Below are 16,650 nucleotides of genomic sequence, written 5' to 3' on the forward strand. Positions count from 1 at the left end.
ATAATAGAAAGCGTGTTTTGAGGTGATATTATGGCTTTTGATGGTTTGTTTATACATAGCCTGCTAAATAATGTTAAACCAAAAATAGAAAGTGGCAGGCTTTCCAAAATTTATCAACCATTTGAACAAGATCTAGTGCTAACTTTTAGAAAAGACAGAAAAAATATACAATTGCTATTATCTGCCAATGCTCAGTATCCGCGTTTTTATATTACTGAGCAAACTATTGCTAATCCTGATAAGGCACCAACTTTTGTTATGGTGTTACGTAAATATTTAGAAGGTTCAATTTTACAATCAATTGACCAGCTAGGAGTTGACCGTATCGTCAATTTTTATTTTAGTAATCGTAACGAACTTGGAGATCAAGTTCAGTTAGTCTTATCATTGGAGCTAATGGGAAGACATAGCAATGTTATTCTTTATGATCAGAAAAATGGACGTATAATTGATTTGCTCAAAAGAATTAATCCTGATGAAAATAGAGTGCGGTTGCTCTTACCCAAAGCTAAATATGAGTTACCTCCCCTTATATCTGGTATTGATGGTTTCAAGATGACGGAAACAGAGTTTAATAAAAGGGCTTTGAATTCTGATCCTGAAAAATTCGCCAGTCAGATTGGGGGACTTGATCGAGACGATCGTCAAGAACTTGCAGGTTATTTGGAAGACGATTTTTCTTATTCATCTTTTAAAACTTTTATGGGTCAATTTAATAAAAAAGGTGCTTTTATTCTGAAAACGCCAAATAATAAACGAAAAATTTTCCCTTATTTGCCTTACCATCTTAACCTGACTAAAGAAAGTTCTGATCCAGAGATTAATCATGCATTAGATAAATTTTATCAATATCAATCAAATCAGGATTGGGTCAGACAAAAGTCAAGTCAAATTGAACGTGTTGTAAAAAACGAGCATAAAAAATTAACCAAAAAAATAGTTAAGCTTCAAAAGCAATTGGACCAAGCTGAAAATTCTGAAGGGTATAGAATTAGAGGTGAAATTCTTAATGCAAATTTGTCCCAAGTTAAACCGGGAATGACTGAAATTGACCTGCCTAATTATTATGATAACAATCAACCACTAAAAATTAAGCTTGATGCGGCACTCTCCCCTGCACGAAATGGTCAAAAATATTTCACCAAGTATAAAAAGCTGCGCGATTCAATTAAACATGTTAAAGAACAAATAAAAATAGCTCAAGACAATTTAAATTATTTTGATACTATTCAAACCGCGATCGATAATGCTGAACCACAAGATATCGATCAAATTAACGAAGAATTAATGAATCAAGGCTACATTAAAAAACCCCAGAAACCTAAACGTAAAAAGAAAATCACTGAGAAAAACCTCAATAAATTTCGCATTTCATCTGGTAAAACTGTTTTAGTTGGTAAAAATAATTTACAAAATGATTGGCTCACCTTAAAAAAAGCTAATAAAACTGATATTTGGTTCCATGTTAAAAATATTCCTGGTTCGCATGTTATCTTGCAATCTGATCAACCAACAGAAAAAGATATTTTAGAAACTGCGGAAATTGCGGCCTATTTTTCTAAAGCTAAAAATTCAGCTCATGTGCAGGTTGATTATGTGCAGGATAAAAGAGTAAAGAAACCTAATGGCGCGAAACCTGGTTTTGTAATTTATACTGGACAAAATTCAATTGAAGTAACTCCTGAAAAAGAAAGAGTATTAAGCAAAAGAATAAACTAAAAAACGAGGATGATTTGTTCATCCTCGTTTCATTTTCGCTTTATTATCAAATTGGCTGTGTAGTTAACGCCAGCGATTCTAGAACACCCAAAATAAGTTCTGTGGTTTCGATACTTGAAAAAACAGGTATATTCTGATTCAAAGCTTCATCACGTATTCTGGTAGCATCGTCACTAGCAGAATCGGATAAGTTAGTAATGTTAATCACCATATCAATTTTGTGTTGTCGTATTTTATCTAACAGACTGTGAGAACCACGACTAATCTTGGAAACAATTCCTGTGGTTATTCCAGCTTCTGCTAAGCCATTAGCTGTACCTTCAGTAGCAATTATTTTGAAACCCAGACGATAAAAACGTTGAGCCAATGACGTAACTTTTTCTTTGTCTTCATCACGAACAGAAATAAAAATTGTACCAAAGTTAGGTATTTTTATGCCACTGGCTTCATAGCCTTTGTATAAAGCTTTTGCAAGCTCAGTATCTCGCCCCATGACGGATCCAGATGACTTCATTTTTGAATCAAACGTATTTTCACTTTGGTAATCAATATATGAGAAAACTGGCATTTTGACAAAAATAAAATTATTTGAATGCCATAAACCATTTTTACAACCTAAGTCAGGTAAGTTTTTGCCGATAAGCACTTCCGTTGCGCATTTGGCAATATCTTTTCCAATTGCCTTAGAAAGAAAAGCAATATTGTGACCAGCATATGGCTTAATTTGTAGTAAAAAGATTTTCTTTGCAACAATCAAAAAATGTAAGGTAAAAATCCCACGCATATTTATGCGTTTAACTAACTCAATAGCATATTCAGTAAGTAACTTTTTGCCTGTTTTTGTTAAATTTTGTGGCTTAAAAACAGCTATTGAATCTGACGCATGAGAACCTGTTTGTTCCAAATGCTCAATAATACCGGGAATTGTGACATTTTTACCATCTGAAATGGCAGTAATTTCGTATTTATTTCCTTCAATAAAATGAGATAAACTGACCTTGGATAATTGATTTTCCTTTAAATATTTCTTTAAAGCTGGCAAATCATAGACAACAGCAGATTTTTGCTTAACGCCCATATTATTAAATCCTCCAATGAGAATTGGAAATCCATGTTCATTGATAAAATTTTTTGCCTCTGTTTTATCAACTGTTGTTAAAAGTTTATTTTGACCTAAACTTTTTAATGGTTTAGTTAAAACCTGCTCAATCCGATCTTTCGGATTAATGTTTTTACTGCCTAATATATTTAAACCATTTTCTATTAGTTTTTTACATAAAGCATTCATTTCTTTGCCAGAGAACTGAACTAAAACATCTTTTATTTGCTCTTTTTTAGCAATATGTAAGATACTTTCAAGAGTTATAGGTTCTAAATAAACCTTATCTGCCCTTTTATAGCTAATTGCTACAGATTCATCGTTATTGGATAATAAAACAGTGGCATAATTATTATTATGTAAAGTATCTATTGCATGACTAATCATGTAGTCAAATTCGCTTGTAACTGAAACTTGTGAAGGTAACATTCCGATCACAAGCACTTTTTTGGCTGCAGTTAGAGCTTGGCTTTCATCTTGAACTCCATATGAACCATAATATGCCTCAACCAACGGCTTAATTGTTCCCGCGGATCCATCTATTTGCTGATAAGCCGGCTTCAAATGTAATTTTATAAGCTTCTTTTCGATCGCATTAATATCAGTATCAGAAAGATCAGAAATTAACGCGTTGCGAAATCCCCTCTTTTTCGCTTCAATCAATAATTCATCTGTTAGATTTCCAGCTGCTAATTTTTGTCCTATTTCCACAATATGTGCCAATTTTTGAAAATAAACTGGATGAATATGAACAATTCTTTGCAGATTATGATAACTGAAACCCTTAGATATTGCGGCTAAAAGCTTAATTAGATGTGACTCATCGGGATGCTCTAGATCATTTGCTATTTCGCTTTTTTCTTTCCCTTTTTCAGTTTTAAAAATCTTGAGTGACATTTTTAGGTTAACTGTTGATGCAAGACCTTTTAAAAAAGCAGATTCAAAATTCGTTCCTATTCCGATAGCTTCACCACTGGCTTGCATTTTAGCACCTAATAAATAATGGTTGCTGCCGGATTGTGTTAATGACCAGAAAGGCATTCTAACTGCAACTTTATCTAAGGTTGGCTCAACAGCAGCATTGAGACCTGATAAGGGATCTGTTATTTCATCCAAACGGTAGCCGATGGCGACTTTACATACAATATAACCTAAGCTGTACAATCCCACTCTTTTTGACCAAATTGCACTGCGTGTTAACCTGGGTTTTATTGATAAAATTTTTACAGAAAATTTTGTTCCCTCATGTTTGACAGCAAAATGAATATTTAATATTCCAACGATTTTTAATTTGTTGGCAATTACTTTAGCAGTTGCACGAATTTTCTGTACCTGGTCGTTGTTTAGCGTTAAAGCTGGCATTACTGTAGCAGAATCTCCTGCATTAATAGCAACGGACTCAACAGTATCAGCTAAATTGGTAAAGAGTATATTTCCAGAGCTGTCACGAATTATGTTTGCAATGACTTCTTCCCAAGAGGAAAGATCTTCAGACAAATGATAATTGCCAAAGGAAAAACTTTCTGATTGTCTTTCTTTTGTTAGATACTCGTTCAAATCAGAAACGTTGTCAAAAATAATTTGTGTATTTTTGGCTGAAGTATTTTCTTTAATAAGCATTACTGGAAACTGAACTTTTTCAGATAGCTGTTTCTGAATATCAACAGCACTAAAATCAGTTAAATTCCAATATTTATTAGCCTCAATTTGATTTTCAGCCAAAAAAGTATTCATTTTTTGATGATTATCCATTGTGAGAGTTTGCTTGTTCAAGGTCAGCAATCTAACTCCCATTTTTTGCAATATACCATCCTGAACTAGTTCTCGTGTAACTTTTAAGCCTGTAGTTGAGCCATAAGCAGAAATAATAGCACTTGGTTCTTCCATGCGAATTATTCTTTTTAGAAATTCAAGTGTCATTGGTTCAAGATAAACAGTTAGCCCAGATTTTTTGTCAGTAGAAATAGTTGCAGGATTGGGATTAACTAAAACAACTTGAATATCTTCTTCAGAAAGTGCTTGAATTGCATCTTCAACTAGTAAATCAGTTTCAGATACTTTACCAACCAAGGTTGGGCCAGATCCAATGATTAAAACTTTATCTAAGTCATTCTCTAAAGGCATTTTTTACACCATCATCTTTACAAAACTATCAAAAATAGGAAGAGCATCAAGACTTCCAGGAGCACCCTCAGCATTAAAAGCTGTACCAATTACCTTATTGGCTTTATTACTGTAACCAGCTAATAACTCACTGTGGAGATCGTATAATTCTTTTTCCATTTCAAATTGAACGCTGTTTGGCAACACTAATTGATCTATATTCATCGCCACTTGCCAAATCACATTCGTATTTTGGTCAATAATTGGATAATTAATGCCATTATATGATTGAGGTAAAGCAACTAATTCAAAATTAAGAAATTCACTTAAGGCTAAAAAGCCCAGACCAATTCCCCAAAGAGGAATTTTTCTATAAAAAGCTGCCAGAATAGGATTAAGATTCTCTTTGAGTTCGTCTACTTTTCCTGGGCCACCAGAAATAATAATTCCTTGCGGTCGCAAATTTTTAATATCAGGTACTGACACGTTATAAGGTAAAACAGTAGCGTTGACTTTTCGTAAAGACAATTCTCTAAGCATAGAATGCTTTAATCCCAGATCGATAATAGCTACAGTTTTACCGACGTTAGGTACCGCATAGGCATTTTTAGTTGAAACAGCAGCAGACTTGTTTTTAGGCAGAACTAAAGCTTTGATTTGATCAAAAGCATGTTCGTCGTTTGTATCCATGATTGAGGCTTTTATGGTTTTCTCTTTATTTAAAAGATGAACTAAAGCCCTGGTGTCAACGTTATAAATAGCCGGTATGTTTTTTTCCTTTAAAAAGGAAGCTAAATCTTGAAAGTTATTACTATCTGAAATATTTTGTGCTACATCATTTGCAATAATTCCTTTTACAGTTGGATTAATACTTTCATAATCTATTGCGTTAATGCCATTGCCACCAATCATAGGAGCAGTAAAAACTAAAATTTTACCTGTGTTTGTTGGATCAGTTAAAGCTTCCTGATAACCAAAATTACCAGTTTGAATAGCTAATTCACCTGTAGAAATTATTGAAGCTCCCAATCCCTCTCCCGGAAATGATTGACCATTTTCCAGAATTAAATATCGTTTCATTTAATCACTTTTTTCTCTTAAGTCAGCCAATTGTTGCAAAAAAATTTGTGGAGGCTGCACTTCAAATTCCAGCCACTTGCCTGAATGTGGTTGTTCGAATCCCAAAACCTGAGCATGCAAAAACTGACCATTACCATTTAAGGTATGATGTGGCCCGTACAATGGATCCCCTGCAATCGGATGTCCAATATACGCTAGGTGCACCCTAATTTGATGTGTACGCCCTGTTTCAAGCTGACATTTTATTAAACTATATTTTGGGAACTGTTCTAGAACAGTAAAATGAGTGACTGCATCTTTACCGTTTTCGACTACAGCCATTTTTTTACGATTATAATGATCTCGACCAATCGGAGCTTCTATTGTTCCAGATTTTTCAGAAAAATTCCCGTGGACTATTGCTAAATAAAGTCTTTTATTTGTTTTTTGTGCTAATTGTGTCTCTAAGCTTTCACGCGCAAAAGCGTTTTTGGCCACCATCAATAAACCAGATGTGTCTTTATCAATTCGATGCACAATTCCCGGCCGAAAGCCTTCAGGACTTTCGGCTAAATTTTTTGTATGAAACAGCAAAGCATTGACAAGAGTGTGATCTGGATGTCCAGCAGCCGGATGAACTACCATACCTTGAGGTTTGTTAACAACTATTACATCTTGATCTTCATATATAATATCAAGAGGTATATCTTCTGGAACTACTGCCAAAGGTTTTAATTTCGGTACATTAACTGAAATTAAATCATTTTTTTGTACCTTATAAGAAGTTTTAACTGCTCTGCTATTGACTAAAATATTTTTATCTTGCACTAATTCTTGGATCCTTGAGCGCGATAAGGATGGAATTTTAGTTGCAAGCACTTTATCGATTCTACCTTTTTCCTCCTGAATTACGAATTGATATTTATCAGGCATTATTTTTTTCGCTTTCATCAAAAAACAGAAGATAAATAAAAACTAATATTATCCCTACTGTTATTGCAGAATCGGCAATGTTAAAAATATTGAACTGAATAAAATCGACTTGGATCATATCAATGACGTACTTTAGATGAATCCTGTCAATTAAATTACCTATTATTCCCCCAAGAACCAATGCAACTCCAGTACTGAAAAGCTTGCTATGGAATTTTTTAATAAACAGATAATATAAACATACTATGATGGCTATAATGCTAATTAGATAAAAAAGTCCCATTTGACCCGGAAGAATGTTCCAAGCAGCACCTTCGTTTTGCACGTAGGTAAATGAAAAAATATGAGGAAGAACCTGGTGTGATTCCCCCAGTTTATAGTTACCAGCAATAAAAGACTTTAAAGTCTGATCGGAGATCACTATTAATAACGAAATAATTAAATATAAAAATTGCATTGCTACTTTTAAAATAAGCCACTAATTTTGCCGTTGTTATCAACATCAATATCTAATGCAGCAGGATGCTTAGGTAACCCAGGCATGTCTAAAACATGCCCGGTGGTTATGACAATGAAGCCTGCTCCATTTTTCAAACTGGCACCTTTAACATGCAAGGTAAAATCATTTGGAGCACCTAACAATTTTTGATTATCAGTGAATGAATATTGTGTCTTGGCAATAATTACAGGCAACTTATCCTTCCCCATTTTTTCCAGTTCTTGAATATCTTTTTCCGCTTTTTCACTATATTCTACTCGTGCGGCATGATATATTTTTTGCGCAACTTTTGCAATTTTAGTTTTAACGTCATCATCTTTTTGGTAAGTCGGAATAAGATGACCACTTTGAGAATTTGCCAAATCAAGGACTGCTTTTGCTGCTTCTATGCCACCTTTTGATCCCTGTTCATGATAATCTACCACAACAGAGTCAATTCCTTGTTCTTTAATCAGTTTCTGTAAAAGATTAAGTTCATTTTCAGAGTCTGTAGTGAAGTGATTAATCAAAACAATAACTGGAAGACCATAATTACGCATATTATTCATATGTCTCTTGAGATTTTCAAAACCGTCGCGTAAAGCAGACAGATTTTCTTTACTTAAGTTCTCAGTAGTCCCTTCAGCTTGATATTTCAAGGCACGGACAGTAGCTACAACTACACTGGCATCTGGTTTTTTATCGAGATGTTCAGAAACAAAGTCCATGAATTTCTGACCACCCAGATCACTACCAAATCCGGCTTCAGTCAATACGTAATCGCTTAGGTGTAAAGCTAAATTTGTTGCCATGACTGTGTTTGCACCATGAGCAATATTGGCAAATGGGCCACCATGCACTAAAGCAGGAGTATGCTCAATAGTTTGTACAAGGTTGGGCTTCAAAGCATTGGAAAGAAGAGCCGCAATTGCACCTTCAAACCCAAGATCCTCAACGAAAACAGGCTGGTCATCAATAGTATAGCCAACGAGCATTAATCCAATTCTCTTTTTTAAATCATCGATGTCAGTCGACAAGCAGAGGATTGCCATTAATTCGTTGGCAACAGTAATGGCGAAACTAGACTTATGTTCAACACCATTAAACTTTGAGCCTTGACCAACGGTAATATTTCTTAAACTGCGATCGTTTACATCAATTCCGCGCTTTAAAAGGATTCTATCCGGATCTAATTTAAGTTCATTTCCCTGATAGATATAATTGTCTACTAATGCTGCTAAAGTATCAATTGCGGCGGTTAAAGCATGCATATCTCCAGTAAAATGGAGATTAATATCTTCCATTGGAATTACTTGTGCCTGACCTCCTCCAGTTGCTCCGCCCTTTAAGCCAAAAACTGGCCCCATTGACGGTTCTCTTAAAGCAATCATGGTCTTTTGATGTAACTGATTGTTTATGGCATCTCCTAAGCCAATCGTCATAGTTGACTTGCCTTCCCCAGCAGGAGTAGGTGAAATAGAGGTAACCAAAATAAGTTTACCAAGGTGTTGGTTTGCCATGGTACGTTTTATTGCCTGCCAGTTAATTTTAGCCTTGTCGTTACCATAAGGTTCAATGTCAGTATAACTTAAGCCAACTTTTGCGGCTATTTCATTAATAGGTAATGCGTGAGCTTCTTGTGCAATTTGAATATCTGATTTCATTGCGCATGCCTCTTTCTATAAATGTAAATTCATAAATCTAACTCTTCATTTTAAATAATATCCTTTTCATATTAGAATTTAGGTCCCACCTTTTGTTTAATCAATTGTCATTATAACAAATATTGATCAATTTTTATGCATTGCCAGTCACAAATTAAGAATTACGCTAAATTTATTTTTTAACTGACATAAAAAACAGGCAGAGATGATGTGAACCCTAAAATAGGACAAATTTGGGTGTCACTTCAAGAACTACCTGCTTTTCTTTTCAAATCTTAATAAGTAATACTGACCAAATTCAGCAATTTTGATTTTATAAATTTTTAGCAGCTGCCAGTCCAAAATAATTGTTGGTTCAGATGTCAATTTTGCTTTGGCACGAAATGGCAACTTAAATATTTCGTTGGTCCAATATGAATTAAAGTAAGTATGAACTAATAATATCAAGAAAAGCAAGGCGCAAATTAAAGCCGGCCAGTTGAAAACTTTTGTACTTTCATATAAGAAAATAAGACATAAAAAAAGAACTATTAATACCCAGCTAAAATAAATTAATCCACTGCGACCTAAAATAATGAAATGTTTTTTTCTCATAAAGGCTCCTTTTCAATACCAAATTTCGGTTTCAAGATTGCTATGATCAGTCATATCGAATAAAGTTTTCATGTAATTGCTAAAACGAGGTCTTTGATTGACTAAAATTTTAAATTCCGGAGAAGAATATAATTTTTTTAATTGCTTCTTTTCGATGTGATTGTGACCAGTGAAATACTGATAATTCATTTCTATAAACAAATGATTTACCTTTTGCAAAAGCTCAGATTGTTCATCATGAGAATTATCTTTCTTATTTGAATTTCCTTTTAAATTTTTTATTTGAATTTCCTTCAAATAATGGTGAAAATGGGCTAAATTCTGATCTTCCAGCTCTTTTTTATTCAAAAATGGTTTCATGTTAAATGTATGACGCTGATATTTAATGTTATCTGGTCTTACGTTGATTACCCCATATCCCTGGTCATATGAACAAAAACTTGAGGTGACCACTTCTATCGTAGGTGTTCTTTCTAATGGTCCAACTATATTTTGAGCATGTATATGACCAGAAAAGGCAACTTTAATGTTGAAATCCTCACACAGACGACGTAAAAGTTGAGCATTATTTAGGACAAAGCCACGATTTACTGCCGGATTATGAGCATACAGATTATGATGCATAAATAGAAGGGGTCTCAGATGATTTCTTTTAGCATTTTCCAACTGTTTTTCTAGCCAGATAATTTGTTCCTCATTTATTTGTCCTTCAGTAGCAGGGGCACCATTTGCCTCATGTTTACCATAAATATTGGAATCTAGTAGCAATAAAAGGTAACGCTGATTTAATTGAACACTGTATGCTAATGAATCAGGATCAATGCTCAGTGCGCAGTCATATGAGCTTTTAAATATTTCCTGCCAGTCCCTTGGGCTTATTTGGTGAGCATAAAGTTGATTTGGACCTTTAAAAGCACGCGCCCAACCATCATATATATCATGATTCCCAGGTAAAACCAATAGTTTTGTTGCTTTTAAATTACTAAATATTTCCGCAAATTTTTGTGCAGAAATAAGTTCTCCGTTAAAAGTTACGTCTCCAGTAACGATGATAGCGGCTGGCTTCTTTTGATTAGCAAAATCAGTAAAAGCTCGAAGAGCTATTTCTTGATAAGCCAGATCTTTACCTTGACTAGTATTTTGAATAAGTTGAAATGCATGGCCATTATCATGCAAGCTATCAGCAATTAGGTGAGTGTCTGTAATAACCCAAAACTCTGTATTTGATTTTTCAGTAATCATTTTTTTCTTGCCCAATATTGGTAAAAATCTACTCTTAAATTGCCATTAAATAGTTTTCGCTTTTTTGTAGCTTTTTTACCAAAAAATTTTTCAAAAGCAGGATCTCCGACTAAATAATACTGACTGAAACTATCATATTTTAGAAGTGAGTCGCCCATCTGTTTATAAAGATTTTCGGCAGATTCTCGATCTTTCAGCCTTTTACCATATGGTGGATTTGCAATTATAACTCCATTTTGTAAATCCGTAGCAAAATCTTTTACCGCAACCTGTTTAAAATAAATATCTTGTAATACACCTGCGTTATTCGCATTTAATTTTGCAATTTCTAAAATAGACTGATCAATGTCACACGCCCAAATAGGTTGTTCAAGTGGTTTGATTTTATTCTTTGCTTCTGCTACCAATTCATTATGAATAGTGCTGTCAAACCAATCAAAGCCATCAAAGGCGAATTGGCGCCAAATTCCTGGAGCAATATTTTTTCCTATTAAGGCTGCTTCAATAGCAAGAGTACCAGAACCAGTCATTGGATCTATTAAGGGATGACTGCCATCATATGGAGTTAGTTTTAATAATCCTGCCGCAAAGTTTTCTTTCAGAGGAGCTCCCCCATGTTCAATGCGGTAACCTCTTTTAAACAAACTGGCCCCAGTTGTATCTAACGAAAGCCTTGCAATATCTTTGTTTATATGAATGTCAAGAGGATATTCATTACCGTTTTCCGGCAAGAAGCCGCGACGATGATACTGGTCGGACATTTTGTTAACAATCGCTTTTTTTACGATTGATTGAATGCCTGGCTCAGAATGTAATTTAGACCTGACTGATCTGCCTTTCACAGGAAATTTAGCGTCAACAGGTAGTAATTCTGCCCAATCAATTTCATATACTTGGTTAAAAAGAGTATCAAAATCCGTGGCTTTAAATTCCTTTAGTAAAATTTTAACGCGGTCTGCTGTTCTTAACCAGAGATTGGTTTTGACAATATCAGTTTCATTACCGGTAAAAAAGACTCTCCCGTTTTCAGTGTGCGTTTTATAGCCCATTGCCTGCAGTTCTTTGGCAACAACACTTTCAAACCCAACGCCCATAGTTGTATATAATTGATATTTTTCCATCTTTATTCTTTCTTTTCTTTAAAAAAAGCGTTGAGCCCTTTGAAAAGCTCAACGCTGCCAATGCAAATTTCTGTAAGCCACGTTCTGTTCAGGTATTTGTGGCATAAATACCTTCAGCAGCCATCTATCTTTGCTAAATATCAGCAATCCAATCTTTAGTTCATTTCCTTAGATTGAAACGCCCCCACCAAGTTTGGGTTGCACGCTCGCAGGGTTTACCTCGTTCCACCAGAAGCGTTTCCGCCTCTGCTTCGTCACTGTGGCACTTTTCAGAATATTCATGCATGTCATAATAGTGATTTAGCACTTTTTTCGCCGTAATTGTAAATTCTTTAGCTTATTGGGCTAAATACGAACACTACAAGCATCGCAGCTCGTGCGTGCGTGGACTTTCCTCAGCCTGACCTTTTCAAGATCAAACCGCGACTGCTCAAAATTTGCACCATTAAAAATTATATCAAAGCTTACTCTTTTTGTAACCCATAAACTCGCTGTTCCAAATTATATACCTTCCGTTCAAGAGTCGAAATGCGTTGAATGATAGCCATATTAGTAGAATTTTCTTTTTGCGAATCTGCCTCATTTGTTGGACTAAAACTTTGAGTAGAACGTTCTTGGGTCGGTGTATATGTCCGCACCGTTTCCTCTGTAGCTACTGGACTTACTCTTTTAGTCTTCTGCGCTTGAATAGATTCTTCTTTATGTTGATCGTCCATCAACTCTCCCTGCAGCTTGCCAATTTGACCATAAAGGTCTTCAATAATTTGTTCAAACGTATCGTAATCAGCAATTACTTTGTCTAAAAAGGCGTCGACCTCGTCTGGATCCAAGCCTTTAACCTTAGTTCTAAATTGTTTTTTTAAAATATCCTTAGTGGATAGTTGAATATCATTTAAATCTGCCATGATAATATACAACTCCTTTTTATATCACTTTTATTCTAGCAAAAACTGGACTTGCTTAAAACTAAAATGTTAATTTTAAAACAAAGTTATCTTATTCTCGGAATTCGTCATCTTGATTTTCTTGAAATTCTTCTGCTTCATCCTGCAGATCGTAAAAATCAATTAATTCTAACGGATATTCTGTAGTTTCTTGGTATTTTTTGATTAAATTATAATCAAACTTGGGCTTTCCTGGATTTTCTGGGTCGTAGATCATTAAAGCCCTATCAGTATGCATAAGCATGAAGTTTTGATAATTACGCAGTTGCACAGGATTTTGATAAGTTTCTTTAGAAGTGGAAGCAAAAAAATCAACTTGCTGTTTTAAAGAGAGAAACTTTTCTTGATTATTTTCATTCCATCTACTGGCAAATTCCTCATAAGGAACAATGATAGATACTCTTAAAGAATATTTTTTTCGTAAGTCGATTGCGACCTCACTTGCCCACTGCTCAACCCCAAGGTTAGCTCCAGTTATTACCCAGTCGAGTTGGTTATTGTCCAATAGGTTAACCATATGTTTCTTTAAAACCAACTTAATAATTTTTATTTTAGGATCTTTGTCTCCAAACGTATTAAGTTCGTAGTTGCGATATCCAGTTACCCACAATCTTTGCATAATGAAACAGATAGCTCCTTGTTCAAAAACTTTTTCTTTATTGCTATAATGCTAGCAGGAGTGATATTTATGGTCAAATATCCAACCGGCAGTTCTGCCGCTTTTCGTAAATTAAATTATAATTATCAAGCTAAGCACCAAAGAAAACACAAAAATATTAATTTTTCTGACCGAGGAATGAATCTTGAGCAGATGATTAATGAATCTAATAAATATTATCGTACCAAAGAAATCGCAGTGGTGCATAAAAAACCGACGCCAGTTCAAATAGTTAAGGTAGACTATCCTAAAAGATCACGTGCAGTAATAAAAGAGGCCTATTTCCGCCAAGAATCTACTACGGATTATAATGGTGTTTATCAAGGTTACTATCTCGACTTCGAAGCAAAAGAGACCAAAAATAAAACTAATTTTCCTTTAAAAAACTTTCACGAGCATCAAATTATTCACTTAGCAGAATGCTTGAAGCAAAAAGGAATATGCTTTACAATAATAGGATTTACAAGCTTAAACCGCTATTTTGTAACTCCAGCAAGTGCAATCATTAAAGCTTGGTGGACTAAAGATAAAAGTTCATTAACCTTAAAAGAAGTCGAGGATTGGTCAATAGAGATTAAGAGTGGCTTTCAACCTACTCTGCCATACCTGAAAGCTATAGATTCTTTTATCTCGGATAGGAAAATACACGATGACAAATAAAAATTCAAACTCAAATAATGGACGTGAATCACGTAAGAATTACCGGCAAAGTTTGCCTAAACCATTGTGGCGTCGAATACTTAAGTGGACATTTTTAGGTGTTTTTTTAATTTTGGTAGCTGGCGTAGGTTTGTTTGCCTATTATGCTAAAGATGCTCCAAACATTAGTCGAGCTGATCTTGAAAGTGGTGGTTCGTCAGGATTATACAATACAAATGGCAAATTTATCATGTCCCTTGGTACTGAAAAAAGGTTGTATGTTAAAGACAGTAAAGATTTGCAACTGCTAAAAGATGCCATTGTATCAGTTGAAGACAAGCGCTTCTACAGAGACAAGCTGGGAATTGATCCTATTCGAATTGCGGGTTCAATGTTAACTAATGCTAAAAGCAAAAGCATTTCTGCAGGTGGTTCTACAATAACCCAGCAATTAGTTAAACTGACAAAATTTTCAACTGCTGCTTCTCAAAGAACTTTACGCAGAAAGGCTCAGGAAGCATGGCTGGCTATGAGAGTCCAAAGAGAATACAGCCATGATGAAATTTTAGAATTTTATATCAATAAGGTATATATGAATTATGGTAATACCGGAATTGGCACCGCTGCTAACTATTACTATGGCAAAAAGATCGGAGATCTGGACTTAGCGCAAACAGCCATGCTTGCGGGAATGCCTAATAGACCAACAGTATATAATCCTTATACCTACCCAGAATATGCAAAATATAGGCGTAATATTGTTCTAAAAGCAATGTTAAACAATAAAAAAATATCTCAGGAGCAGTATGATGAAGCTAGGAAAGAAAGTATAAAAAAGGGTTTAAAACTTCATAATCAGCGTAAGCAATCTAACTTACGCAAAATTAATGATCCCTATGTAAAGGAAGCAATTGCCGAAGTCAGAGCTAAAGGCTTTGATCCTTTTCGGGACAATTTAAAGATTACCATTAATATGGATCAAAAAGCTCAAAAGAAACTTTATCAACTGGCTAATAATGGTCAGGTTCCTTTCACAAATGACAAGATGCAGATTGGGGCTTCCGTAGTCGATCCAAGTAACGGTCACGTAGTAGCTATACTTGGTGGCAGGCACCTGCCCTCTTCAGTTCAATTGGGTTTAGATCGTGCAGTACAAACCACTAGATCTACTGGTTCTTCAATAAAACCGGTCTTAGATTATGGTCCGGCAATTGAATATCTAAATTGGTCAACAGCAAAAATGCTAGATGACAGCAAGTATGTATATCCAGGAACGAATGTGCAACTCTATGACTGGGATAATAAATATGATGGCATGATGACAATGAGACATGCCTTGGAACAGTCACGTAATGTTCCTGCAGTCAAAACTTTGAGAGAAGTTGGTGTTAAACGAGCAGCAAAATTTGCTGGGAAAATGGATATCAATGTTCCTAAGGACTCAGGCTTGTCAGTGGCGATTGGTGCAAATGCGTCAAGCCTGCAGATGGCTGGTGCTTTTAGTGCATTTGCTACGATGGGAATCTATCATAAACCGCAATTTGTTTCTAAAATCGAAACTCCTGATGGACTTACCAGAAATTATGACTCTGAAGGCATTCGAGTGATGAGCAAGGCTACTGCCTATATGATTACAGACATGCTGAAGGGAGTAATTAAACACGGCTCTGGAACCAATGCACAGATTAGAGGTTTATATCAAGCGGGGAAAACTGGTTCTGTTAAATATTCCGAACAGGATTTGGCACGATACCCAGCATACGCTACAACACCTAAAGACTCCTGGTTTGTGGGTTACACTCCCAGCTATTCAATTGGTGTTTGGACGGGCTATGATAATCTGAAAGATGGGACTATTTCTGGTGTTGGTCAACAATCTGCACAGCTTTTTTATAAGAACATGATGACTTATTTAATGAGAAATAAAGAAAATGTTGATTGGCAAAAACCTGACTCTGTGATTCGTGCTAAAATTGCTAGAAACTCAAATCCACCAGAGGTATCATCCACAGGTGAATGGCAGTTGTTTGTCCGTGGTCATTCTCCTTTAGGTATTGTTGATGACAGCAGCGATTATGATGAAGATGATGAAAAAACTAACACTAATGATTCATCTTCAACCAATACTCAGGGAAGATATTCTGTTCATCACAATCAAAATGGCTCAACTAGGCAACCTGATAAAAATCAAAGAAAAGCGAAAAATGCAAAAGACAAGAATCAAAACAATAGTAGTGAAAGTAATTCACAAAATTCAGGTCAAAATAATGAATCTGGCCATTCTGATTCAGGTAGCAGTTCTGATCAAGAACAAAGACCTAACAAACCAGGAGGAGAAAACAACAATTCAACCAATAATGAAAATAATGAACATTAACTAATAAAAGCGTCGAAAAA

At 35.1% G+C, this 16,650-nt stretch carries 13 protein-coding genes and 1 other RNA gene; 3 read left to right on the forward strand and 11 right to left on the reverse strand.

Annotation, left to right across the window (positions count from 1 at the left end):
* Positions 1–30: 30 nt before the first annotated feature.
* On the forward strand, positions 31–1,719 hold the full coding sequence (locus JF76_RS04985; RefSeq protein ID WP_045928071.1) for an Rqc2 family fibronectin-binding protein: 1,689 nt from the start codon (positions 31–33) through the stop codon (positions 1,717–1,719).
* A gap of 46 nt (positions 1,720–1,765) precedes the next feature.
* On the opposite strand, the gene JF76_RS04990 is transcribed toward JF76_RS04985, so the two are convergent.
* The 11 genes from JF76_RS04990 to JF76_RS05035 all read right to left on the reverse strand — a co-directional run bounded on the left by JF76_RS04990 (position 1,766) and on the right by JF76_RS05035 (position 13,575).
* Entirely contained in the window at positions 1,766–4,942 is a 3,177-nt protein-coding gene (locus JF76_RS04990) for a carbamoyl phosphate synthase large subunit (protein ID WP_045928072.1), read from the reverse strand.
* 3 nt (positions 4,943–4,945) lie between these two features.
* A complete protein-coding gene (locus JF76_RS04995) occupies positions 4,946–6,001 on the reverse strand; it encodes a carbamoyl phosphate synthase small subunit (protein ID WP_045928073.1) in 1,056 nt (351 codons plus the stop codon).
* On the reverse strand, positions 6,002–6,913 hold the full coding sequence (locus tag JF76_RS05000; RefSeq protein WP_045928074.1) for an RluA family pseudouridine synthase: 912 nt from the start codon (positions 6,911–6,913) through the stop codon (positions 6,002–6,004). It lies immediately after the preceding gene.
* Positions 6,906–7,370 carry a signal peptidase II gene (gene lspA, locus JF76_RS05005; RefSeq protein ID WP_045928075.1) on the reverse strand — a complete coding sequence of 155 codons (465 nt, stop codon included), beginning with the start codon at positions 7,368–7,370 and terminating at the stop codon, positions 6,906–6,908. Before lspA ends, JF76_RS05000 begins: the two co-directional genes overlap by 8 nt.
* Positions 7,371–7,378: 8 nt before the next feature.
* Entirely contained in the window at positions 7,379–9,055 is a 1,677-nt protein-coding gene (locus tag JF76_RS05010; RefSeq protein ID WP_045928076.1) for a formate--tetrahydrofolate ligase, read from the reverse strand.
* Between the two features lie 252 nt (positions 9,056–9,307).
* Positions 9,308–9,649: a hypothetical protein gene (locus JF76_RS05015; protein ID WP_045928077.1), complete on the reverse strand. Its 342-nt coding sequence runs from the start codon at positions 9,647–9,649 to the stop codon at positions 9,308–9,310.
* A gap of 12 nt (positions 9,650–9,661) precedes the next feature.
* Positions 9,662–10,891 (reverse strand): metallophosphoesterase family protein, encoded by a 1,230-nt coding sequence (locus JF76_RS05020; protein WP_045928942.1) that lies wholly within the window; start codon positions 10,889–10,891, stop codon positions 9,662–9,664.
* Complete coding sequence (locus JF76_RS05025) at positions 10,888–12,012, reverse strand: THUMP domain-containing class I SAM-dependent RNA methyltransferase (RefSeq protein WP_045928078.1); 1,125 nt, start codon at positions 12,010–12,012, stop codon at positions 10,888–10,890. The genes JF76_RS05020 and JF76_RS05025 overlap by 4 nt, the downstream gene beginning before the upstream one ends.
* A gap of 68 nt (positions 12,013–12,080) precedes the next feature.
* An RNA gene (gene rnpB / locus JF76_RS10090) (RNase P RNA component class B) lies at positions 12,081–12,450 on the reverse strand.
* 26 nt (positions 12,451–12,476) lie between these two features.
* On the reverse strand, positions 12,477–12,917 hold the full coding sequence (locus JF76_RS05030; RefSeq protein WP_045928079.1) for a DivIVA domain-containing protein: 441 nt from the start codon (positions 12,915–12,917) through the stop codon (positions 12,477–12,479).
* Between the two features lie 91 nt (positions 12,918–13,008).
* Positions 13,009–13,575 (reverse strand): SLOG family protein, encoded by a 567-nt coding sequence (locus JF76_RS05035; protein WP_045928080.1) that lies wholly within the window; start codon positions 13,573–13,575, stop codon positions 13,009–13,011.
* 69 nt (positions 13,576–13,644) lie between these two features.
* Between JF76_RS05035 and recU the strand changes: the two genes are divergently transcribed.
* Both recU and JF76_RS05045 read left to right on the forward strand, forming a co-directional pair.
* Entirely contained in the window at positions 13,645–14,274 is a 630-nt protein-coding gene (recU, locus tag JF76_RS05040; protein WP_045928081.1) for a Holliday junction resolvase RecU, read from the forward strand.
* Positions 14,264–16,630, forward strand: a complete 2,367-nt coding sequence (locus tag JF76_RS05045) for a transglycosylase domain-containing protein (RefSeq protein WP_045928082.1) — start codon at positions 14,264–14,266, stop codon at positions 16,628–16,630. The genes recU and JF76_RS05045 overlap by 11 nt, the downstream gene beginning before the upstream one ends.
* The last annotated feature ends 20 nt before the right edge of the window (positions 16,631–16,650 follow it).

The sequence above is a fragment of the Lactobacillus kullabergensis genome, assembly GCF_000967195.1.
GTDB classification, from domain to species: domain Bacteria; phylum Bacillota; class Bacilli; order Lactobacillales; family Lactobacillaceae; genus Lactobacillus; species Lactobacillus kullabergensis.

What these genes read in the sequence shown, in the direction of transcription:
- JF76_RS04985 (WP_045928071.1), top strand. Translation starts at nt 31, where the DNA reads ATGGCTTTTGATGGTTTGTTTATACATAGCCTGCTAAATAATGTTAAA.
- JF76_RS04990 (WP_045928072.1), bottom strand. Translation starts at nt 4,942, where the DNA reads ATGCCTTTAGAGAATGACTTAGATAAAGTTTTAATCATTGGATCTGGC.
- JF76_RS04995 (WP_045928073.1), bottom strand. Translation starts at nt 6,001, where the DNA reads ATGAAACGATATTTAATTCTGGAAAATGGTCAATCATTTCCGGGAGAG.
- JF76_RS05000 (WP_045928074.1), bottom strand. Translation starts at nt 6,913, where the DNA reads ATGCCTGATAAATATCAATTCGTAATTCAGGAGGAAAAAGGTAGAATC.
- lspA (WP_045928075.1), bottom strand. Translation starts at nt 7,370, where the DNA reads ATGCAATTTTTATATTTAATTATTTCGTTATTAATAGTGATCTCCGAT.
- JF76_RS05010 (WP_045928076.1), bottom strand. Translation starts at nt 9,055, where the DNA reads ATGAAATCAGATATTCAAATTGCACAAGAAGCTCACGCATTACCTATT.
- JF76_RS05015 (WP_045928077.1), bottom strand. Translation starts at nt 9,649, where the DNA reads ATGAGAAAAAAACATTTCATTATTTTAGGTCGCAGTGGATTAATTTAT.
- JF76_RS05020 (WP_045928942.1), bottom strand. Translation starts at nt 10,891, where the DNA reads ATGATTACTGAAAAATCAAATACAGAGTTTTGGGTTATTACAGACACT.
- JF76_RS05025 (WP_045928078.1), bottom strand. Translation starts at nt 12,012, where the DNA reads ATGGAAAAATATCAATTATATACAACTATGGGCGTTGGGTTTGAAAGT.
- JF76_RS05030 (WP_045928079.1), bottom strand. Translation starts at nt 12,917, where the DNA reads ATGGCAGATTTAAATGATATTCAACTATCCACTAAGGATATTTTAAAA.
- JF76_RS05035 (WP_045928080.1), bottom strand. Translation starts at nt 13,575, where the DNA reads ATGCAAAGATTGTGGGTAACTGGATATCGCAACTACGAACTTAATACG.
- recU (WP_045928081.1), top strand. Translation starts at nt 13,645, where the DNA reads ATGGTCAAATATCCAACCGGCAGTTCTGCCGCTTTTCGTAAATTAAAT.
- JF76_RS05045 (WP_045928082.1), top strand. Translation starts at nt 14,264, where the DNA reads ATGACAAATAAAAATTCAAACTCAAATAATGGACGTGAATCACGTAAG.